Consider the following 21,984-nt stretch of genomic DNA (forward strand, 5'->3'; position numbering starts at 1 on the left):
ATATCAATAAGACTGAAAAAGTTCATTGAATTGTCAAGAAAATTTGATAAGATTAGGTTTTTTTATTATGATGTCAGTCACAGCTTAATAATTTAAATCAGATAAGCAAATTCTCTACAAAGTCCAAAAAATCCACTTCTTGATTTTTACTTGCCCCAAAGCATCCTACTAGACACTTTCCTCGGTTCTTTAGAATTGATAACGTCGAGCTCAGAAGCAGAGAGTAAGAAGTAGTTCCCTCGGTTCTGCAAAAAGCCATCATGCAATTTAGTACATAAATAAAATCTTTGCGGAAACCATATAAGTGGTTGAAATCATAGTTGATATACTGGTATTAAGAACCAATCATTATGAAAAAGTCCATCGTGATGATGGACTTTGTTGTAATTTTAAACTCTATAGGATATTTTATCAACTCATGTAATTAGATAGGAGAATAATGGAGATATCATCATCCGAATCTTCATTCAAAGCAGCTTCTATGATCTTTTGACTGTTCTCTTCCAATGTGGTTTTCATATCGATCAAAGAATGGATCTTCTCGTCAGTCAAATAATCGGTAATACCATCGGAACAGAGAAGAAAGAGCTGTTTCTTGGCAATACTGATCTCAAAAGGTTTTAGATCAATATCTCTTCCCATCGCTATATGCTTGGTGATCAAGTGACTTGAAGGGTGTCTGATCATCTCATCCTTTTTCAGTTTTCCCTTTCGGAATTGCTCCCAGACAAGCGAATCATCTTCGGTGATCTGCACTAATTGATCTTTCTCATAGCTGTACAATCTACTGTCACCAACGTTGGCAACAATGCCCTTATCGTTATTGATCAGTAGAGCAACCATTGTAGTTCCCATACCGTTGCATTTTGAATGAATGACAGAATAGTCATAAAGGAAACGGTTTGCCTCTTTAACGATCTCTATCATCCACTCTTTAGTATAGGGGGGATTGTATTCTTCAAGAAAGCTGTCAGCGATAGATTTGACACATAATCTACTGGCGACCTCTCCACTTGGAGCACCACCTAAACCATCGCAAACAATAGCTAATAGTTTATCTTCTCTTTCATTAACTTCCTGATAATCTTGATTCTTACGGGTCTTCTTACCCTGTATCGATTCTATAAAATATTTCCACATATCATTCTCTTTCGGTTATAAAAAAGTTATAAAGATGCTATCTCTTGAATTAGATCAGAGATATTCTAAGCGAAATGCAAATCTATTGCTGTTGTTCAAGGAGATGGTCTAATTCTTGAAACGCCTGAGAAGCTTTGAATTGATTATAAAGTGCCTCTTCATTTCTGATCTGATTGCGCAGGTTGCGATTGATCTCGTCTTTAGGTATACTGACTCTGATAAATGTTTGATATCTACCATCTTCTTTAATATAAGATTCTCTTTTTGATATCTGGGTACCGGAGAATTTAGCATTGGAAATAACTCTGGCTACACTGCTTGTTAAAGCTAAAACCTGCGGGTCTTTAACACCGGCTTCTTCGGTATAGTTCTTAATCAAACTCTGAACGTGTGCTTCTACATAGTTAGCAGCTTCCTGCATGGCATTAGCATAGGCAGCTTGTTCAGAAGCATTTTGGCTTACTTTCTCTGCTTGTCCATAGGTATAGACGTATTCAGGATTATCCTGTAGATCATACCAATCAGGATGAAATGCTTGTGTTAACTTAGCTTTTGATGATTTACCGGAAGAACATGCTGTCAAAATTAATAGACCAATTACTGCTAATACTATTAAATTCTTAAATTTCATCGTAACCTCCCTGTTCCGAGATATTATAGTTGATTTATTATCGTTTTGATTTATCATTAAATTTCATTATCGATTTCATTAAGCTATTGTCAATGATTTTTTATTTTTCTTTAATCTCCCTTGATAAATTGAAAACCTAACTGAAAAAGTACTAAACCTCTATATGAACTCTTTGAAATGTGTCATTTCGGATCCAACCTATGATACCTGATGGTAGGGTTATCTGACTCCAGCCGTTTTGTGTCATATTTATTCTGAAGATCATTCCTTCGTGGATGCGGAAAATGCTTTCATAATCATCTGCAGGTCCGCTGAATCCGGTTGTGGAAGATGCAGTCAGAACAGCTTCCGAATCATTATGCAAGTGTTGCCAACGATAGTAGGTTATCCCTCCGCTGATAAGCAACAGGAAAATAATGATAGTGAGGATAAATAAGGGTATAGTCTTCTCTTTTCCGGAAAATAAGATTATTATTACATTGATAATCAAGACAACCAGAATGAAAAGGGCTAAGATTATAATAAAAAGCGTGTTTAAGGGTAAAGTAAACACTATTTGATCGACAATCCTTAAAATTGGATTGGTTTCTTCTATTACTTGTCTGTCCTGAGTCAGAGATAATGAATACCTAAGATTATTTTGCAACGTTTGATTATATGGCTCAAGACGTAACCCTTTTTTATAATAGAGGATAGCGTGACCAATGTTATCTAAACGGAAATAGGTATTACCGATATTATAATACAGTTTGGCATTTACAACCCCCTCCTCTGTTAGATGAAGAAATGACTGGAGAGCTAATTCGTAATTTCGTTCTTGATAGGCGTTGACTCCCCTCTGAAAGATCTCGTCATTATCAAAGATCGCCGATAATTGTAGTGTTACTGCTAACAGTACCAGAGTTAACAAACAAATTTTCCAGAACATTATTTTCCTTTCTCTACTATCTCATTTTGTTTTTTGCTGTTTTTCTTCTGACGGCTGATCAGTGCCACAGTATCTTGTAATTCACGATAATCTTCTGCTATCTTGTCTTTAATAAAACCACCAGGCATAAACCGGGCTTCCAAGCAGCGATTGATGATCTTTCTGATCTTATCTATCATTTCAGGTGAATATAGTTGTCGTTGTAATTCAATGATAATCGTTTCAGTAGTGCTACCCCGCGGTATTTTAAGATTATCTGTCAGGTAATTGGCTAACCCGGTGTTGACAAAAGTATAGAAATCGAGGTTACCATCTTTAGCTGCTTTGGTAGCTTTATGCATATATTTATGTAGGATCTTACGAGCTTGTTTTTGCCTGACATAATTGACATCGGATGCCAATTTTGCTCTTTCTTTTCTATAAACGAAGGCGAGAGGAATAGTCAATGAGAACAACAACCAGGTTAGCCAATAGAATAATGAGCGGTTTAAATAACCGTTCTGATCTAGGTTAACAGCACTATAGATGTAATAAATATCTGCTCCCTCTGCTATTACATCCTGTTGCGCTACCGTCAAAGGGATAGTTCTCATTTCGGAGGGGTTGACGGATATTGGGTATGATGAAGTCTGTAGAGTTTGATAACTATTCCGTTCGGGATTATAAAAGGCAAAAGTTAATGCCGGAATATTAAAATTTCCTTCTTCGGTCAGGATAACTGGGTAACGAATTGTTTTACTGCCGGCTACACGTTCACCTTCGAGTTTGGAATCGGTTGTTACTTCAGGATCTATATGACGCAGATAAGTCGTTTGTGGGAATGGAGGCGGATCAAAGTGTTTGAAATTACCGTTTCCAGTGATCCGGAGAGTATAGGTGAAGGTATCTCCCACATTGAATTCCTGCTCACGGATCTCAGAGCGTATTTGGAAGTTACCGACAGCGCCAGTGAAGCTATCCGGTCTTCCCTCCAGCGGTAATTCTCTCACACTAATAGAGACAGGTTTACTGGCTACTCTGAGCTTGCGAGTTGAATCAAAATCAAAGAAAGTTCTCGGACGGACAATAATATCAGTATCGATCTCTAATGATGGTATTATCAAAGTTCCGCTTTGATTAGGGTAGAGGACTAAAGTACGGAGTCTCATGACATTAAAAAGTGAACCGCGATAATTTGTCCTCTGAAAGTTCATACGGTTAGCAAAGAAGATATCATCTTTCCAGAAACCGATGAAGTTTGGTTCATTAACATAGGTCAGGTTAGCAAGATCGTATCTACTATAAAGGTTGTAATGAACTACCAGCGGTTCTCCTCTCATGACTGTTGTCTTTGAGGGTTCAGCTAAGATGAAGATATTGTCGGCAATTTGTTCGGGTTCAACTGCTTGATCTCTAAACTGTCTGGACAGAGGAGGGGGTTGAGTAGTACCTTCTACTACGGTAATACGAATAGGATTAGTCGCTAAGGTTTGTTGGTCAGTTTGGATCGAGATAGGGGGGATGAGGAATTGCCCGGTTGTCTGAGGTCGGAGAGAATAGATATAGCTTCTGGAAACGGTACTGGTCATACGACCATTAACTATGGAAACAGATGATGAGGAGGATGTTGAAGTTCCGATATTAGTGAATCCGGAGATCTCCGGTAATTCCGGTTGTCCTACTTTGCCTGCATCTACGCCGGAAATCTCGATAGTGAACCGTAGGACATCATCCAAGCCAATTCTCGTTTGATCAACATAGGAATTAACAGAGAGCTCTGAAGCCAATAAAGGGATCAGAACCATAGATAAGATGATCAATGACCAAACTGTTCTTCTTCTCATACTGTTCCTCAAGTTATACTATACCACGATCTGTAATAAACACTACCAAAATCTTCCTCGTAAGTTTTGTTGTTCTCTTTCGCGTTCCCGTTGTTCTTCCAAGAATTCTCGCTCTCTGGACATAAGTGTTCGGAGAATATTTTCTGCTTCTTCTAATTGACGTTCTCTGTCAGGGTCACTCTCTTCTGGCTGATCTCCCTCTCCTTCCTGTCTTTCTACTACCTCTGCCTCTTCTCCCTCTTCTGAATCATCAGGTTGGGCATCAGCTTGCTGTTGTTGATCCTGCTCATCTTCGTCTTCTCCTTCACCCGACTCCGGTTGCTTTTGAGTTTCTTCACCCATCTCTTGTAACAGTAATCTCGTCAACTCATAATTATAACGGGCATCGAAATTATCCGGGTCTGTCAAGATGGCATTTCGATAACTCTCCAGCGCTTCTTTATAGTTCTGTTGCTCAAAAAGAGCATTGCCTATATTGTGATAAATATTGGATTTAAGAGGAAACTCTTCATCTCTTAATGCTCTGCCGTATTCAGATAAAGCAGCATCCAAATTTCCTTCCCGGAAATGACTGTTACCTAAATTGAAGTGTAAAGCACCCTCACCGGGATGATTGAGCACATTTTCTTCAAAGTTCTGGCGTGCTTCTTCATAACTCTGATTTTCATAGGATCTAATACCGCGTAAATTACGTAAAACTTTATCATAAGTTAAATTGACAGCAGAAATATAAGTAAAAGTACTAAGACAAATCAATATGGTGATTAGCTTTAGCATATAATACTCCTGATCTTATCTGCATCATATCTTCTATATAAAACAATCATTCGGATCATAAATTTCTCTCCTGGGGTATATTTTTTTTATAGAGAATAAGTACTTCCAAGAAGAGTAGAAAAAGAGCAAAAAAAGCGAAATAATGATATCGTTCTCTATAACGTACATATTCGCGAGCTTCATATTTTTCTCGCTCCAGAGCTTCAATATCACGTAAAATTTCGAATATCTCTGCCCGATGCGGTGTGACGTGATAGAATCTGCCACCGGTTACCTGTGCTATTCTATTGAGTGTTGTGGCGTCGAGTTTAGAGATGACTACATTGCCAGCACCATCTTTGGCATATTCGATGTTTCCTTGGGCTGTTCTGATAGGAATAGGGCTTCCCTCTGTCGAACCTACACCCAAAGCATGAATCACTATACCTTGATCGGCTATCTTCTCTGCTTGGGAAATACCTTGACCCTCTAAATCCTCTCCATCGCTAATCAAGATTATTATCCTCTCTTTATCGGGTTCTTGGAAGAGATTACTCGCCGTTTCCAAAGCATAGGCAATGTTTGTTCCAGAAACAGGGATAGTATCAGTATCTAATAAACTAAGAAACATCTTAGCTGCTGCATAATCATCGGTCAAAGGTAATTGTACAAAGCTCTCTCCAGCAAAAGGCACCAAAGCAATGCGATCTCCTCTTAACTGATCTATAAATAACGAGATGTGATCTTTTGCCCGTTGTAAGCGGTTTGGGCGTATATCGGTCGCTTCCATTGATTTAGAGACATCAATGCAAATCACAATATCCAGACCCTCTTTAGTTACTATCTGCATCTCTTGTCCCCAGCGTGGTCTGGCTGCTGCTAAGATCAAGAAAAGGGAAGCTATGATGATCAATAGGTTCTTCAGTGACCAATGAAAATGTGAAAACTGAGCAAGATAAAATTTAAAGAACCGTTGATCCGCAAATTTCGAAAAGCGCTTCTTCTGCCATACTTTGGCTGAACTGAGTAAGATCAGCATTAAAGGTATCACTAAGAGTAACAGAAGGTAATTCGGTGCTGCCCAATTCATTACACAACCTCCAAAACTCGGACAGATTTATCGGTTACGCTGATATAAGACAGTCGTTCGTCTTGAGATATATCATAGTTAATACCCATATTATGCAATAAATTAGCAACCATTATACTATAAATTAGTTTAAGTATATCATTCTTTATCATTGTATATCAACCAATTATGGGAAATCAATCTGTAACAAAGTTCGGTAAATATATTCCAAGAATAAGAGTATCAGTGCCACTAATAGTAACCAGTAGAATATCTCAGTATAACGATAGTAGTGTTCGATCTCATATTCAGTTTGTTCCAGAGCATCAATTTCACGTAAAACTCTTGCGAATTCATTTGTATCAGTAGCTTCCCAAGCTCCGTCAACACCAGTAATTCGGGCTATTTGATGCAGGGTATTCATATCATAATCTATCTGTACTCTTCTGTACTGAGTACCATAGATCGGGTGATGAAATGGAAAGTCAACAAGTCCGTGACTTCCAATACCGACCGCATAGATCTTAATATCGAAAGTAGCAGCGAGATGAGCAGCGGTAATAGGGTCAATTTCACCGGAGTTGTTCACTCCATCAGTAATCAAGACAATGACTTTTGATTCAGCATCGGAATCTTTTAATCTAGCGACAGCAGTGGCAATACCCATGCCAATAGCAGTACCTGACGCATCTTCCGGGAAATCTATATTCTCAATAATATGACGTAAGAGATTGTAATCATTGGTCAACGGACAGAGGGTAAAGGCATGGGGTGCGAAAACTACAACACCAATCCGGTCATTTACTCTCTGATCAATGAAATCTAAAGCAACTCTCTTAGCAGCTTCCAGCCGGTTTTTTGGTTTGAAGTCCAATGCTTGCATACTGCCGCTGACATCAATTGACAGCATGATATCTATCCCTCGTCCTCTGATGATCTCCTGCCTGTCTTTCAATCTTGGTTGAGCAAGGGCAAAGATGAGAGCAGTGATCATTAAACTACGAATGATCAAGGGGATATAGCTTAAAAAGCTGTTATGACGAGCTGTTTCTTTAAGGATATCCAAACGGCTATAACTTATCCTTACTCGCTTCTTATTCTTGATGAACAACTCATATAACCAGAGAAATGGTATGATAAACAATAACCATAGAAGATAGGGATAGACGAATTCAAATATCATTTTTCCTCAGGGACTGCATTATCAATAACTGCTCTCTTCTTATAGGACTTTAAATAGTTCTCCAACCACTCAGTATGCTCAAGAGCATTGTTTACGTAGGGGACTTGTTTAGCAAATTTGACCAGATCGGTTTCATTGAGGAACTTATTCAAGTCGGTTCTCTCCTTTAGAGGGAAGCCGTTAATTTGCTGCTTGATCTCACTGCTGGTCATCTCTACGGCATTGAACTTATAGTTAAGCTCTAAAAAGAAACGCAAGATAAAGGAAAGCTGGAAATAATACTCCAAATAGTTACCTTTTTCCAGTAATCTCTTCTGCTTGAGATCTTCCAACAGTTCCAAAGCTATCTGATATGCCGGTCTGGTTTCTTGCTCTTTGGCTGTCTCGATTAACTCTTTTTTCTGGAAGATCTTTTTCCAGAACATGATCACTATTCCTACTAAAATGATCAATGATACCAGTGGTACTAGATAATCCCAAAAACCCAATCTAAGCCGCAGAGGACCAGCAATATCCTTTATAACAGCACTTGTATCGGCTAATACAGAAGTAACCTTTAGTTCGACCGGGGAAGTCCTTAAGTTGATAATTTCGCTCGTTTCTGTATCAAAGACTTCAAAGTTAAGTGAAGGTAATCTTAATTCACCTGTTTCAAAAGCGGAAAACCTATAATTGAAGCTAGAAATCTGCTTATTATCTATCGTTGACAATTCTTTCTTGATGTCATTGATCACAAAAACATCTATCGTATCTTTAATGGGATGATAAACCTCTTGAGTCACGGCTGTCATTATCTGGACATGTAAATGGAAAGGGGTGCCAATATATAACTCGTCAGGTTGCATGATACGTTGTTCTAACGTAGGTTCAATACTCTCTTTCTGCAACAAGTCGGGATAAACTAAGAGAGTTCCAAATAATAGGATGAATGAAATAATAAAAAATCGCAAACGATCTCTATTGACTATGCTCATGTAATTTACCGGTTCCTTCTTCTGATACGAGATTTGAAGAATTTCATTAATTCCTTTATGTAGTTATCCCCTGTCTCCAAGGTTATTAGATCAACCCGCATTTTTTTGAATCTGTTGATTATCTCTGCTTGATGGGCGAGTGTCTTTTCTCTGAATTCTTTTCTTACCTTCATGTTCATGGTATTCACAGTGAACTTCGAATCAGTCTCAGGATCATAAATATGCAACAAACCGACTTGGGGAAGGTCCAATTCGGCTGAATCTATCACCTGTATAGCAACTACATCGTGTTTTTTAGCTAAAATCTTTAGATCATTATCGTAATCTTTATCAAAAAAGTCGGAAAGAATAAAAATAATGCTCCTCTTATTTAGTAATCGATACAGATAGCGAACAGCATTTGCTAGATTCGTTCCCTTTGACTCTGGTTGATGATAGAGCACTTCCCGTAAGATGCGTAAAGCAGTTTTCTTCCCTTTACGTGGTGGAATATATTGCTCGATCTGGTCTGAGAAGAGGAGCAAACCTACTTTATCATTATTAGTGATAGCTGAAAAGGCAAGAACTGCAGTGATCTCAGTCACAAATTCCGACTTGAGGTATTGATTGGTACCGAATAGAGTAGAGGCACTACAATCAACAACAAAGATAACATTCAGCTCTCTCGTTTCGGAGAATATCTTGATGTAAGGATGTCCCATACGAGCAGAGACGTTCCAGTCGATCTGCCGGTAACTATCACCGGGCTGGTAATCTCTTACTTCCGAGAACTCCAGACCTTGTCCTTTGAAGAGACTATGATACTCACCTGAAAAGATCTCGTTAACGATATTACGAGTCGTGATCTCGATCTTTCTTATTCTTTGTAGTATTTCTGCCGTATCCATAGTATATGAAGTTTTTGTTATCAGATGATACTTAAAGTTTAGGGAACTTCGATCTCATCAAACAGCCGATCAACTATGTTGTCCTGATTGATCTGTTCTGCTTCGGCTTCGTAGGTTAGTATAATTCTGTGACGGAGAATATCTTTTCCGATTGCTTTGATATCATCTGGTGTTACGTAACCCCGTCTTTCTAGAAAGGCATTTGCCTTGGCAGCTTGAGCAAGATAGATAGAGGCACGCGGAGAGGCACCATATTCGATCAGATCTTTCAATTCTTTTAAGCGCGGATATGTTTCAGGTTCACGAGTAGCAAAGACCAGATCAAGGATATAATCCTTAATTTTTTCTTCCATGTATATTTGTTTAACATCTTCTCTTAGAGAGATGATCTCTTCTGGAGTAATGACATGATTAACCTCAATTGGTTGGTCTGGTATCATTCTCTCCATGATCATCTTCTCTTCTGGTTTAGTGGGGTATTGGATGATCAGTTTGAGCATAAAACGATCTACTTGGGCTTCTGGTAAAGGATACGTTCCTTCCTGTTCCAACGGGTTTTGAGTAGCCATAACCAGAAATGGTTTAGGCAGTTCATAAGTATGATCGCTGATAGTAACTGTCTTTTCCTGCATTGCTTCTAAGAGAGCCGATTGTACCTTTGCAGGAGCTCTATTAATCTCATCAGCTAAGATAAAATTAGCAAAGATAGGTCCCTTTTTCGGGTAAAATTCGGAAGTCTTTTGATTGTAGATCAACGTTCCGGTCAGATCTGCCGGTAGCAGGTCTGGAGTAAACTGAATTCTTTTAAATGTAGCGTTGAAAGTTCGAGAAACTGTATTAACTGCTAACGTTTTTGCCAGACCGGGAACACCTTCCAATAATAGGTGTCCATTAGCGAGTAATCCTATCAGAAGGCGACGGATCATGTATTCCTGTCCGACAATAACCTTCTTGATCTCTTTTTGAATCTCCTCAATAACCTGGCTCTTGGCATATATCAATTCATTCAACTGTTCGATGTTCATTAAAACCTCCGCATAAAATTTTCTATCTTCATTTATTAGCTTGAATTCGATTATTGGTCATATCATTGCCTAACCCATCAGGGAATGGTCCGGATAGTTAGGTGGGATTTCGTTTTATGTAACTCTACAGATTTTGTTATGTTTCAATAAGACGATAAGAAGGTAGAAGATCTTTATTGATCATAACGGTCAATTATGTGTTTTTGGATAACTACGCCACTCTTATCCTTGAATTCAATAACGATCTTATCTATCTCGACATCAAGAATTACATAGGAAGCTGGTCTGTCTTTGTCCCATTCATCCTTTAAATGTCCCGGATTGAGGAAATAGTGTCCATCGATTTTTTTCAGCTCTAACCGATGAGTATGACCATAGCAGAAGATATGATGATTAGGCAGGATCTCAGGGATATCATCTATGTTGTGAACCAGCATAAAAGACCAATTTAGAACTTTGACGATCTGCCCAGCAGGTAGGGAACCGTCTAAATATCTCGGGTGAAATATCCCGGGAACTCTTGTAACTTTTTTACCGATAAGTAGATCTTCATTTTCATCTAAATCTTCGTAATTATCACCGAGATGGAAAACATAATTGCATTGCTCAATCTCATTTTGCAGAACCTTTCTCAAGAGAGATTGATTTTTATGCGTATCTGAAAGAACTATTATTCTAATCATACAATCAGCTCTTTTTCTTCTTAGGTTGTATTTTCGTTATCTTTCTTTTTGCTGGTTCCTTCTTAGCAAGAAGTACCTTTTTTTTATCAACTTTTGCTACATGTTCTTTGGGTTTTGAGTTCTGCTTTTTAGCTTCTTTCGCTATATCCTTTTTCTCAATTTTCGAGACAGTCCTCTTGCTTGAAGTTTTAGTTTCTGTTTTCGTTTTGATATCTTTATCTTTATACTTATCTTTTACCAATGGTGTCTTCTTCTCAAGGGATTTTTCAACTTTTTCAATCTTCTTGCTTTTATCCTCTGGTTTGGGTTTGGGTGCTGCTATTTTCTTCGGTTTCTCTATTGGTGGAGAAGTAGGTTTTTCTTTTTGGGGTGATATTTTGCCTTTCTTCTTAGCAACGTCTTCAAGGATTTTTGCCGTCGAATCTGATACCTCTTTTTCTTTGGGAGCTGCTTTCTTTTTACCTTTGCCTTTGTCAGAAGTATCTTTTTTGGTCATACTTTCCGGAGCCGAGATACCCATTAATTGGAAAGAGATTGCTAATACATCTTTAATAGCCGAGATCAAGTATAATCTTGCTCGCGAAAGTTCCAGATTATTGCTATCAACGATCTGATATTTTTGGTAGTATTTATGGAAGAGAGCAGCTAAGTCATAAACATAGAAAGCTAATCTGTGGGGCTCTCTGAATTCTGCAATAGCGGCTATCAGATCGGGAAAATCTAACAACTTCTTAATTATTACCATTTCTTCATCTTGCTTCAACTTCTTTAACTCATTCTCATCGAATTTCTTCAGAGAGATCTTCTCTTTTTTGGCTTTTCTCAGTACACTACAGATACGAGCATGGGCATATTGGCAATAATAAACAGGATTTTCACTTGTCTTTTTCTTTGCCAATTCCAGATCAAAGTTCAAATGCGCACTAGGTTTTTTCTCTAAGAAAAAGAAACGGGCTGCATCTACACCGACTTCTTCTACCAATTCGTCCATCGTAACGATATTTCCGGTTCTTTTAGACATTTTGATCTTTTCGCCACTCTCGTATAGGTTGACTTGCTGCAGAAACACTATCTCAAGTTTGCTCTCGTCAAAATTCAAAGCTCTGATGGCAGCTCTTAATCTTGGAACATAACCATGATGGTCTGGACCTAAGACATCGATCATATAATCGAAACCACGATGATATTTTGTTAGGTGATAAGCCAGATCAGGAACGAAGTAAGTTATTTCACCATCCGATTTCATTAGTACTCTATCTTTCTCATCACCAAATTTTGATGAGGCAAACCAGATGGCATCCTCACTTTCATAAGTACAATCAGCTTCGGCAAGGTAACTCAAGACCTCTTCAATTACTCCTTGTGAACGGAGAATCTTTTCCGATACCCAACTGTCAAATTCAACACCGAAACGTTCCAAGCTATCCCTCTGCATTTGATGGATCTCTTCCAAAGCGAACTCTTTCATCTTTTCCAATTTGTCTGCTTCAGAATAGTGCATGATCTTAGAGCCCTCTTTGGCTTTAAGTTTCAGAGCCAGATCTATAATATAAGTTCCCTGGTAAGTGCCCGGAGGTAATTCTTCTATCTGCTCACCAATAACTTCTCGATACCGCATCTCTAAAGATTCTGCCAGCACATCTACCTGATTACCGGCATCATTGATATAGAATTCTCGTTTTGCTTGAAATCCAGCATAATTCATGATACGAAAAAGAACGTCACCAAAAGCGGCAGCCCGAGCATTAACAACATTGAGAGGTCCTGTTGGGTTGGCACTAACGAACTCAATGAGAGCTTTTCTGCCATCGCCAAAATTACTTGCTCCATAGCTCTTACCTTGAGAAGAGATCTCTTTTAGTGCCTTGTAATAAAGATTATTCGCTATCTCGAAGTTGATGAAGCCGTTACCTGCTACTTTTACCGATTTGTAATGCTTCTTTTTAGCGAGATAGTTCGCTATCTGCTTCGCCATATCTTTGGAATTGATAGAATTATTACGAGCATTAACTAATGCTGCATTGGTAGAAAAGTCTCCATATTCCTGATTTTTAGGTACTTCTACGTAGTATTTATCAGAATATTCAAAACCTAATTTCTTCCATGTTTCTTTTAGATCCTTGATTATTATCTCTTTTATCATCTTGAGTATCCAACCTTTACATGTTCTTTCTTTCAGGCATTTTATGCCAGAGATCTTCTAATTGATAAAAATCTCTTACCGGGACATCAAAGATATGGACGATGACATCAACAAAGTCGATCAGTATCCACTTGCCATTATCCATTCCTTCGGCTCCCATTAAAAAGATTTTATTCTCTTTTGCTTTATCTATGATATGATTAGCAATTGCCTTAGTATGAATTTCACCATTGCCGCTACAAATTACAAAATAATCGGTAAACGAAGATTTATCCTGGACATCTAGTTCGACAATATCTTCACCTTTTTTTGCTTGTATCCACTCGATTAACTGGGATACCCTTTCTTTCAATTCTTCCATAACTCTCCTTGCTTCATCATTAATTATACTTGCTTTATTTTTAGTTCCTCATATATTCCCGAAAGTCTCTACCAGCTATGATCTGGAAACTTTCTACGGCATGGTCGTCAAGAGCAAAAACACGACGGGTTATTCCCGTATATTTCATCAAACGTTTCAGGTCTTGTGGGTCATCATGCTTAACTACAATAATACTCTTATCGTAGATAAACTTATCTACATTTCCTACTCCGATCACATCGATATTATACCTGATAAGATAATTACCGAAATCAGAAGCAGCATTACGATATCCACAACCATTAAGAACTCTAACTCTAATAGCCGGCGACAGATCTCGAAAGTCACTATCTTGCTCTTTACATGCAATGAGCATGATCCCTATAAAGAATAACAGAACACCATAACGGTATAAAAAATGATCTGTTGATCTTATAACCCGATAAAGACTATTCTTCATTAACACATTCTATAAAACACTCTTTAAGCATCTGATATGCCTGTTCAAAATCTTCCGGGATAACTCTTATCTCTGCGACAATAGACATGAAATTTGCATCTCCGAACCATCGTGGAACGATATGTATATGCAGATGATCATCAACACCGGCGCCTGCCGCTTTACCAATATTGATCCCAACATTCAATCCGTCTGCATTGTATCTTTTTTGCAACACTCTTTCACAGAGTTGTACAGTAGAGAACATATCATGTAATTCTTCAGGTTGCAGATCAGTGAGATTAGATACGTGTCTCTGCGCTACGACCATTATATGTCCATTGTTATAGGGATATAGATTCATAATCACGAAAGAATGCTTACTACGGTGTAAGACGAGTCTTTTTTCGTCCTCTTCCTTATTAAAACAGAAAATGCAGCCATCCGGTTTCTCTGAGATCAGGTATTCATAACGCCACGGTGAATAAAGGTTTTTAGTCATTTATCCTTATCTCCTGAAAGCTAAGCAGTTCATTTTCACTAATCTGAGTATTTTTGAGTATGTTATATCCTTCTAATACTATATCACTTCCCAGTAGAACATTTTCCAGATAACAATAAGCGCCGATCTTTGTTCTCTTTTTTATGATACTCTTGCCTTTTATAACTGTTCCTATATCTATTTCAACATCTGGCTCAATTATTACATCTTCACCGATAATCACAGATTCGGGATTTTCGATACTAACACCATTATTGAGCCAGTGGTTCTTTATTCTTCGGTAAAACTCAGTTTCCAGTTCGGCGAGTTCTTTTTGAGAATTTATTCCGGTTATCTCTGATTGTTTGTCGGTAACTAAGCCAATAACTTTTTTCTGCCTTCTGTTAAGAACTTCCAAAGTATCTGTCAGGTAGTATTCACTCTGCTTGTTATCATTATTGATCTCTTTTAGAGCTTGAAACAGTAATCTGCAATCAAAACAATAAATGCCGGTATTGATTTCATTGATCTTTCTCTCTGTTTCAGTAGCGTCTTTGTACTCTACTATCTTAATTATTTGATCTTCACTGTTTCTAACTATGCGACCATAAGCTGCCGGATCGGGTAGTTTGATAGTCAGTACCGTACAAGCGGCGTTATTATCTTGATGAGTTTTTAATAAATTCATTAACGTTTCTTTGCTGAGTAAAGGAATATCACCACAGAGAATAAACATATCACCTTCGAAGTCTTGAAACAGCTCAGCTGTAACCATAACTGCATGCCCGGTTCCCTGTTGTTCGATTTGCTCGATAAAGGAGACCTTATCATTATGAGGGATAGCCGCAATAACTTCATCTTTTTGATAACCGACAACGATACCGATGGGATCACAATCTAATTGTAGAGCTCTCTCAGTAACACGTCGTACCATCTCTTTCTCTGCCAGTTTGAAGATGACTTTTGCCCTATCTGATTTCATCCTCGTTCCTTTACCGGCAGCAAGGATCAGAGCTCCGCATTTTCGTTTCATTAACTTCTCCTTACGGTTTTTACATTTTGAACCATAATTTTCACACCCTTTACTATTTCAAGCAAAAAATGTTATTGCTCTTTTTTATCTATGACTCAATGTAACGTTATCAGTTAAATTTTCCAGAAGTGTTCTTACAGTTTTATGCAAAACAGGATGCACCAAATCTGGACACAATTCATGCAAAGGTTGTAGAATAAAAGCTCTTTTGTGAATTTGCGGGTGAGGGATTATCAAGTCAGGTTCCTGAATAACCTGATTACCAAAGAAGAGGATATCGATATCGAGTGTTCGGGCACCCCATCTGATCTCTCTCCTTCTTCCAAAATCCTTTTCAATGATATTTATCTCCTGTAAGATATCACGTGCCGATAATACAGTTTCAATTCTGACAGCACAGTTGATGAAATCGGGTTGTTTTGCCAAACCGTATGGCTCTGTAAGGTACATTCTGCTTGCTTTTAGATCAAAGATCTTCGGATGTTTTTGCAGTTCTTCTATAGCAGAGATGATTGTTTGAAGACGATCGCCGACATTAGAGCCGAGCGATAAATAGACTTCCATTATCTTCTCCTGTTCATCTCAATTTCCACAGAACCCAATGAACCGTTAATCGGAACAGAAGGTTTTTTGATTTTTACTTCTGCTGCAACAACTTTATCAAAGTTGTTGAAGATCGCATCTAAGATCTCATTAGCACAGTCTTCCAGCAGATGAAACTGCTTCTTCTCCATTGTATGTTTTACTTCATCGTATATCCTTGTATAGTCAACTGTATCGTGCAAATGATGGATTTGACTATCAGTCTCCGAAGCTGTCTCGATTATCAAATTGACTATAAAGCGCTGCCCTAAGACTCGCTCTTCATGCTTTACTCCATGATAACCGTAAAATACCATTTCATTTAAATATATTTTCATCGTTAGACCTTCTCTAAAATTTCGACTCTGATCTTGTCAGCACTTTTTCTGTCGGCATAGATAATAATTATTCCACTAACCAGCAAACCTAAAAATGAGCTCAAGATCGATAGGTTTTCTGATAATCCGAGCAAATATCGGGCTGTTAGAAAAAAGAGCAGCATCATTATGATGGGGAAGATAAAGATCAGGAAAGAAGATATCATGCGTGATGCTGGACTGATATGCAGTTTAACGCGATCTCCCACTTTTAACGATAACTTGCTGGGTACTCGGAATTCTGCTTTGTTTTCCCGCCCCATACAGAGCATATTCATACTACATGAACGACAGGTACCTTTTCTCTCTATCTGAATAAGCACCTCATCATCATAAACCTCTTTGACTATTGCAATTTCATCTTCTAATGCTTCTATCTTTGACATTTACCACCTTACCTAACAGTTCAACGTCCTATATTTTAAGCTTTTTTAATATATTAGTTGTTGAATGTCCCTCATAATAGGGGAGACTCTTCACCTCACCCCCTGAAGCTAAAACGATTTCTGATCCGACAATATCTTTGACTAACCAGTCACCACCCTTTACTAAAACATTTGGAGAGAGTTTCTTGATCAATTCGTAAGGTGTATCTTCCTCAAAGATCACTATATAATCAACTACCTCTAAAGCCGCTAAGACAAGGGCACGATCTGTTTCTTTATTGATCGGTCGTTCTTCCCCTTTTATACGACGTACTGAAGCATCACTGTTTAAACCAATGATTAGTACATCTCCAAAACTCTTTGCTTGATAAAGATATTTGATATGACCGGCATGTATGATATCAAAACAACCATTAGTAAAAACAATTTTTTTATTCCACTTTTGGAGTTTACGAACCATCTCCTCGAGTACATCGACGGTTCTTAATTTTTCTCTAGTTAGCTCCATTCCCATAACATACACCTCTACACAAGTTTTTCACCACTTTGTTTTTTGTGAAGTCTTTTTATTTTGATCCGTGAAGGATAAAAGGACAATCAGTCAGTGAGACTCAGAGAAAAAATAGATGGAGTTTTAGGTGTTAGGGAAAAATCTGCGGAAGCAAAACAAGGATTATCCACTGATACACACAGATGAAAAAAAGATAAACAGATATAAAAGAGTGGAACGGTGAAAAGGTGATAAGGTAAAGAAATACAGTGTAGGGGCGGTTGACTTCGTCGAGCTTGGAAGCAGCCACGAGGAAGCACTTTCCTCGGTTCATGAACCGCCCATTTTTAGTTTAATTTTAACGGGGGGAAAAGGTTGAGATTTCCTGAAAAAGTGCACTAGAATAGGACTGTTATCCTGACAAGATCTCTGATGAAAGGAATTATTATGCGTTACAGTAACTCATTCAAATTGGTGGTTGCGAAAGCTTGTTTTCAGGGGTGTTCAGACAGTTGTATTATCAACCTTAATGGTTAAAAAAGAATAATGATCATAAGTTATGCTACAAGTTGATCGAAAACCATCCGCTACTATATTTATTGAAAACTGTAAATAATAGTCAATTTTGAGAGCCTACACGAAATCTAATACAACATAATAATGCGAAAAAAATATTGCCTAATCACTATGAAAATGATCAATGGAACCAAACTATTTTCAAGGAATTAAGAAACCCTAAGGGAGATTAGAATGATGAAAGATCCAAACAATATTCGAGGACATTGGAAGACCACTATCGGTTTTTTATTAGCAGCAGCGGGTTCTGCCATAGGTTTAGGTAATATCTGGCGTTTTCCCTATGTAGTTGGAACCAATGGTGGTGCTGCTTTCGTTCTATTGTATCTGTTTGCTGTTGTCTTGATAGGTTATCCTTTGATGGTGACAGAATTGACGTTGGGAAGAGAGAGCCAGCGTAATCCTGTCGGAACTTTTAAGAAACTTGCCCCTAATACACCTTGGTGGCTGGTCGGTGCTTTAGGTGTATTAGCCGGATTTGTCATCTTATCATTTTATTCTGTTGTATCCGGTTGGGCTCTCTCTTATTTCTTCAAAGCGCTTGTCGGGCATATTACAGAAGAAAAGTGCTTTGTCGATATGTTTATTTATCATGTATCACATCCGGTAACACCTATCATCTGGCATGGAGTTTTTATGGGTTTGACGGTAGCTGTTATTGCTTTAGGTGTTGTCAAAGGGATCGAGCGTTTTGTTAAGATCCTCATGCCTCTCCTCTTAGGTCTCTTATTTATTCTTGTTATCAGGTCGGTAACACTTCCCGGTGCGGGTGCCGGACTAATCTTTTATTTGAAGCCCGATTTTTCTGCCATAACGGCTCAAACAATTCTTAGTGCTCTTGGTCAATCATTCTTCTCACTCAGTCTGGGAATGGGAGCGATATTGACTTATGGCAGTTATCTGAGTCCCAAGCATAAAGTAAACGATAATGCAGTTTGGATAATGGGACTTGATACTTTTATTGCCCTAATTGCTGGATTTGCAATACTTCCCGCTGTCTTTGCCCTTGGTTTTGATCCGGCAGCTGGTGGTGGACTGGCTTTTATTACACTACCCGGCGTTTTTGCTACTATGCCCGGGGGTACTTTTTTTGGTGCTCTGTTCTTTTTGCTTCTTAGTATAGCAGCCCTGACATCTGCCTTCTCACTCTTGGAAGTTGTTGTCTCTTGGCTGGTTGATGAACATAAATGGAAGAGACCTAAAGCTGCAATAGTTTTAGGAGTCTTGATCTTTGTTCTCGGTGTACCGGCAAGTTTAAGTTTTGGGGTTTTAGAACACATCAAGATAGGCGATATGATCTTCTTTGACTTCCTCGATTTCTTGCAGGAAAGCTTCATCCTTCCTTTAGGAGCTTTATTGACAGCAATTTTTGCCGCTTATATCTGGAAAGCTAAAAGGACAAGGGAAGCTGCTAATAGTTCGGTGGGATTGATCAAACTCGGTAAGATGTTCGATATCCTGATAAAGTTTATCGTTCCACTCGCCATCATCATCGTCATGGTATTCGGGTTAATAGACAAGTTTAGCAAAGAACCAGCTGTTGAAACATATATGGAAGAAGATTGCATCGAAGAAACAGCAGATTATGGTGAAATGGAAGTTATTATTGACGAGAGATAGCAAGTCCATTGGAAGGATAACAAGCATTATCCACGGATGGACACAGATTATAAAAGATTAACACGAATTAACTAAAGACCCACCAGCGGAAGGATAGCAAAGATGTAAAAAGGGCAATTTTTCTAACATAGACTTCAGTCTGTATATTTGTATCCTAACTTTTCATCCAATAGAGTTACATTGTTTTTTTCAAACCCGGAGCGTAGTTATGGGTGTAATAATATAGCCTGCGATTTTAGTCGCTGATAATGGAGCACCGCTCCATTTGGGTGGGTGGTAAAAGATCATTCAAATCCAGACAATAGTGTCTGGCTATCTTATGCCATACCCCTGCGGGGCGTGGTGTTTGATGCCTTGCTATGATAAGGTTTCTGCAAAGATTATCCTATGATACATTCTGCCTAAAGCAGAGCAAGAAGCAAAGGTCAAAGCACTCAGGATGACAAAAAGATAAGACTGAAGTCTATGTTACGGAAACAGCCATGAGCTCTGAAATACAAATGATACTTGACATAAATCAATTTTATTAAAAGTCTTACCCTCATGAGTATAAAAGAGCAGAGCTATCAGGGAGTTAATTTCTGTCTTCGTTGTGGAAATAAACTGCAGTTTATTCGGGACTCTGAAGATAAGCTTCGTAAGAAATGTGAACATTGCGGTTGGACTTATTACAAGAATCCGATCCCTGCTGTTGCTTGTGTTGTCTTTAATGAAGCCGGAGAGATCCTGATCATTAAACGCTTAATTGAGCCGAAAGCGGGTGAATGGGCTTTGCCGAGCGGTTATATTGAAATAGATCAGAGTCCTGAACAAGCTGCTTTAGATGAGTTGTTAGAAGAGACAGGATTAGAAGGGCGAATTAAGAAGTTTCTCGGTTATTATGACGGAACTTCGCCGTTCTATGAAAAGGTTCTATCTCTCGGTTTTCTCATGAAGAAGACTGGAGGTAAGTTAGAAGCGGGAGACGATGCCGGTGAAGCCAAATTTGTCTCGCTGGATAAACTGCCTAAACTCGCCTTTTTGGCCCATGAACAATTTGTCAAGGTAGCTCAAGCAGAAGTATTCAAATAGATTACCCCGGTGGGATTCAAAAAATAATAGATAAAGTTAGGGAGTAACAGAAGAGGATGGAGATGGAAATCAGCAAGTTGTACAACCCACAAGAAGTTGAGAAAAAATGGTATGAATATTGGTTTAAAGAGGGATTTTTTACTCCGAAAATTGATAAAGATCGTCAACCATATGCTATATTGATGCCACCCCCGAATGTAACAGGTATTCTGCATATCGGGCATGTTCTAAACAATACTTTGCAAGATATAGCAGTCAGATATAAAAGAATGACCGGAGTACCGACACTTTGGTTACCGGGCGTAGATCATGCCGGTATAGCAACCCAAAACATGGTGGAGAAGGACCTGAAGAAACAGGGATTAGACCGTCATATTGTAGGTAGAGAGAGATTGATAGAACTACTCTGGGAATGGAAAAATGAGAAGGGATGCACTATCCTCGAGCAGTTAAAACAGTTAGGGGCTTCCTGCGATTGGACAAGAGAACGTTTCACAATGGATGAGATGCTCTCCAGAGCTGTTAAAGAGGTCTTTATCCGTCTCTATGAAAAGGGTTTGATCTATAAAGGTGAGTATATAATCAATTGGTGTCCGCGTTGTATCAGTGCTCTCTCTAACGATGAAGTTGAACATGAAGAGGGTTCCGGCTTCTTATGGCATATCCGCTATCCTTTCGTTGATGGTGAGGGTTACATAACGGTTGCTACAACCAGACCCGAAACGATGCTGGGTGATGTTGCTGTAGCTATTAATCCTGCTGATGACAGATACAAGGATCTGGTTGGGAAAAAGCTTCTGCTCCCCTTTGTAAATCGGGAAATACCAATTATTACCGATGAATATGTCGAAAAGGATTTTGGTAGCGGTTTTGTTAAGATCACCCCTGCTCATGATCCTAATGATTTCGAGATCGGAAGACGTCATGATCTACCCTTAGTTGTGGTAATGGACGAACAGGGTCAGATGAATGAAAACGCCGGCACTGAATTTGCCGGAATGGATAGATTTGCCTGTCGTGACAAGCTCGTGAAACTTCTACAGGAAAAGGATCTCTTAGAGAAGATCGAACCGCATGAACTCGCTATCGGTAAATGCTACCGTTGTGATTCGATTATCGAACCTTATGTTTCCGAGCAATGGTTCGTTAAGATGCAACCGCTCGCTGAAAGGGCTATTGCAGCAGTCGAAACGGGTGAGATACAATTACAACCACAACGCTGGATCAAGGTTTTCATGCACTGGATGAACAATATCCGTGATTGGTGTATATCACGGCAGATCTGGTGGGGGCATAGGATCCCTGCTTATTACTGTTTAGCTTGTG

The 21,984-nt window shown here is 38.7% G+C and carries 23 protein-coding genes; 3 read left to right on the forward strand and 20 right to left on the reverse strand.

Going from position 1 to position 21,984, the window contains the following annotated elements; genetic code table 11:
- Window positions 1-411 precede the first annotated feature (411 nt).
- From K0B81_03475 to rfaE2, 20 genes are all read right to left on the reverse strand, one after another.
- Entirely contained in the window at window positions 412-1,140 is a 729-nt protein-coding gene (locus K0B81_03475) for a protein phosphatase 2C domain-containing protein (GenBank protein MBW6515663.1), read from the reverse strand.
- 82 nt (window positions 1,141-1,222) lie between these two features.
- Entirely contained in the window at window positions 1,223-1,771 is a 549-nt protein-coding gene (locus tag K0B81_03480) for an LPP20 family lipoprotein (GenBank protein MBW6515664.1), read from the reverse strand.
- A 151-nt stretch (window positions 1,772-1,922) separates the two neighbouring features.
- Window positions 1,923-2,699 carry a tetratricopeptide repeat protein gene (locus K0B81_03485; GenBank protein MBW6515665.1) on the reverse strand — a complete coding sequence of 259 codons (777 nt, stop codon included), beginning with the start codon at window positions 2,697-2,699 and terminating at the stop codon, window positions 1,923-1,925.
- A complete protein-coding gene (locus tag K0B81_03490) occupies window positions 2,699-4,522 on the reverse strand; it encodes a BatD family protein (protein MBW6515666.1) in 1,824 nt (607 codons plus the stop codon). The genes K0B81_03485 and K0B81_03490 overlap by 1 nt, the downstream gene beginning before the upstream one ends.
- Before the next feature lie 42 nt (window positions 4,523-4,564).
- Complete coding sequence (locus tag K0B81_03495) at window positions 4,565-5,299, reverse strand: tetratricopeptide repeat protein (GenBank protein MBW6515667.1); 735 nt, start codon at window positions 5,297-5,299, stop codon at window positions 4,565-4,567.
- 55 nt (window positions 5,300-5,354) lie between these two features.
- The gene (locus K0B81_03500; GenBank protein ID MBW6515668.1) at window positions 5,355-6,368 is read right to left on the reverse strand and encodes a VWA domain-containing protein; all 1,014 of its coding nucleotides are present in this window, start codon (window positions 6,366-6,368) and stop codon (window positions 5,355-5,357) included.
- A 166-nt stretch (window positions 6,369-6,534) separates the two neighbouring features.
- Window positions 6,535-7,530: a VWA domain-containing protein gene (locus K0B81_03505; GenBank protein ID MBW6515669.1), complete on the reverse strand. Its 996-nt coding sequence runs from the start codon at window positions 7,528-7,530 to the stop codon at window positions 6,535-6,537.
- On the reverse strand, window positions 7,527-8,504 hold the full coding sequence (locus K0B81_03510; GenBank protein ID MBW6515670.1) for a hypothetical protein: 978 nt from the start codon (window positions 8,502-8,504) through the stop codon (window positions 7,527-7,529). The genes K0B81_03505 and K0B81_03510 overlap by 4 nt, the downstream gene beginning before the upstream one ends.
- Window positions 8,505-8,509: 5 nt before the next feature.
- Window positions 8,510-9,391 (reverse strand): DUF58 domain-containing protein, encoded by an 882-nt coding sequence (locus K0B81_03515; GenBank protein ID MBW6515671.1) that lies wholly within the window; start codon window positions 9,389-9,391, stop codon window positions 8,510-8,512.
- A 38-nt stretch (window positions 9,392-9,429) separates the two neighbouring features.
- Window positions 9,430-10,416, reverse strand: coding sequence for a MoxR family ATPase (locus tag K0B81_03520; GenBank protein ID MBW6515672.1), 987 nt, complete (start codon window positions 10,414-10,416; stop codon window positions 9,430-9,432).
- Window positions 10,417-10,589: 173 nt separating this feature from the next.
- A complete protein-coding gene (locus tag K0B81_03525) occupies window positions 10,590-11,099 on the reverse strand; it encodes a metallophosphatase family protein (GenBank protein MBW6515673.1) in 510 nt (169 codons plus the stop codon).
- 4 nt (window positions 11,100-11,103) lie between these two features.
- Window positions 11,104-13,242, reverse strand: a complete 2,139-nt coding sequence (gene argS, locus K0B81_03530) for an arginine--tRNA ligase (protein ID MBW6515674.1) — start codon at window positions 13,240-13,242, stop codon at window positions 11,104-11,106.
- A gap of 16 nt (window positions 13,243-13,258) precedes the next feature.
- Window positions 13,259-13,603 carry a ribosome silencing factor gene (gene rsfS / locus K0B81_03535; protein ID MBW6515675.1) on the reverse strand — a complete coding sequence of 115 codons (345 nt, stop codon included), beginning with the start codon at window positions 13,601-13,603 and terminating at the stop codon, window positions 13,259-13,261.
- A gap of 40 nt (window positions 13,604-13,643) precedes the next feature.
- Entirely contained in the window at window positions 13,644-14,063 is a 420-nt protein-coding gene (locus K0B81_03540) for a LytR C-terminal domain-containing protein (protein MBW6515676.1), read from the reverse strand.
- On the reverse strand, window positions 14,053-14,544 hold the full coding sequence (locus K0B81_03545) for an HIT domain-containing protein (GenBank protein MBW6515677.1): 492 nt from the start codon (window positions 14,542-14,544) through the stop codon (window positions 14,053-14,055). The genes K0B81_03540 and K0B81_03545 overlap by 11 nt, the downstream gene beginning before the upstream one ends.
- On the reverse strand, window positions 14,537-15,556 hold the full coding sequence (locus K0B81_03550; GenBank protein ID MBW6515678.1) for an NTP transferase domain-containing protein: 1,020 nt from the start codon (window positions 15,554-15,556) through the stop codon (window positions 14,537-14,539). Before K0B81_03550 ends, K0B81_03545 begins: the two co-directional genes overlap by 8 nt.
- An 84-nt stretch (window positions 15,557-15,640) precedes the next feature.
- Window positions 15,641-16,120 (reverse strand): 2-amino-4-hydroxy-6-hydroxymethyldihydropteridine diphosphokinase, encoded by a 480-nt coding sequence (folK, locus tag K0B81_03555; protein ID MBW6515679.1) that lies wholly within the window; start codon window positions 16,118-16,120, stop codon window positions 15,641-15,643.
- Complete coding sequence (gene folB, locus K0B81_03560; GenBank protein ID MBW6515680.1) at window positions 16,120-16,476, reverse strand: dihydroneopterin aldolase; 357 nt, start codon at window positions 16,474-16,476, stop codon at window positions 16,120-16,122. Before folB ends, folK begins: the two co-directional genes overlap by 1 nt.
- 2 nt (window positions 16,477-16,478) lie before the next feature.
- Window positions 16,479-16,901, reverse strand: coding sequence for a SoxR reducing system RseC family protein (locus K0B81_03565; protein ID MBW6515681.1), 423 nt, complete (start codon window positions 16,899-16,901; stop codon window positions 16,479-16,481).
- A gap of 28 nt (window positions 16,902-16,929) precedes the next feature.
- On the reverse strand, window positions 16,930-17,415 hold the full coding sequence (gene rfaE2 / locus K0B81_03570) for a D-glycero-beta-D-manno-heptose 1-phosphate adenylyltransferase (protein MBW6515682.1): 486 nt from the start codon (window positions 17,413-17,415) through the stop codon (window positions 16,930-16,932).
- A 726-nt stretch (window positions 17,416-18,141) separates the two neighbouring features.
- Here rfaE2 and K0B81_03575 point away from each other — a divergent pair.
- From K0B81_03575 to valS, 3 genes are all read left to right on the forward strand, one after another.
- The gene (locus K0B81_03575) at window positions 18,142-19,587 is read left to right on the forward strand and encodes a sodium-dependent transporter (protein ID MBW6515683.1); all 1,446 of its coding nucleotides are present in this window, start codon (window positions 18,142-18,144) and stop codon (window positions 19,585-19,587) included.
- Window positions 19,588-20,130: 543 nt separating this feature from the next.
- Entirely contained in the window at window positions 20,131-20,658 is a 528-nt protein-coding gene (locus K0B81_03580) for an NUDIX hydrolase (protein ID MBW6515684.1), read from the forward strand.
- Window positions 20,659-20,720: 62 nt separating this feature from the next.
- Window positions 20,721-21,984: valine--tRNA ligase (gene valS / locus K0B81_03585; protein ID MBW6515685.1), on the forward strand; the 1,264-nt coding region annotated here is incomplete at its 3' end.

It is taken from the genome of Candidatus Cloacimonadota bacterium (genome assembly GCA_019429305.1).
GTDB lineage: Bacteria > Cloacimonadota > Cloacimonadia > Cloacimonadales > JAJBBL01 > JAHYIR01.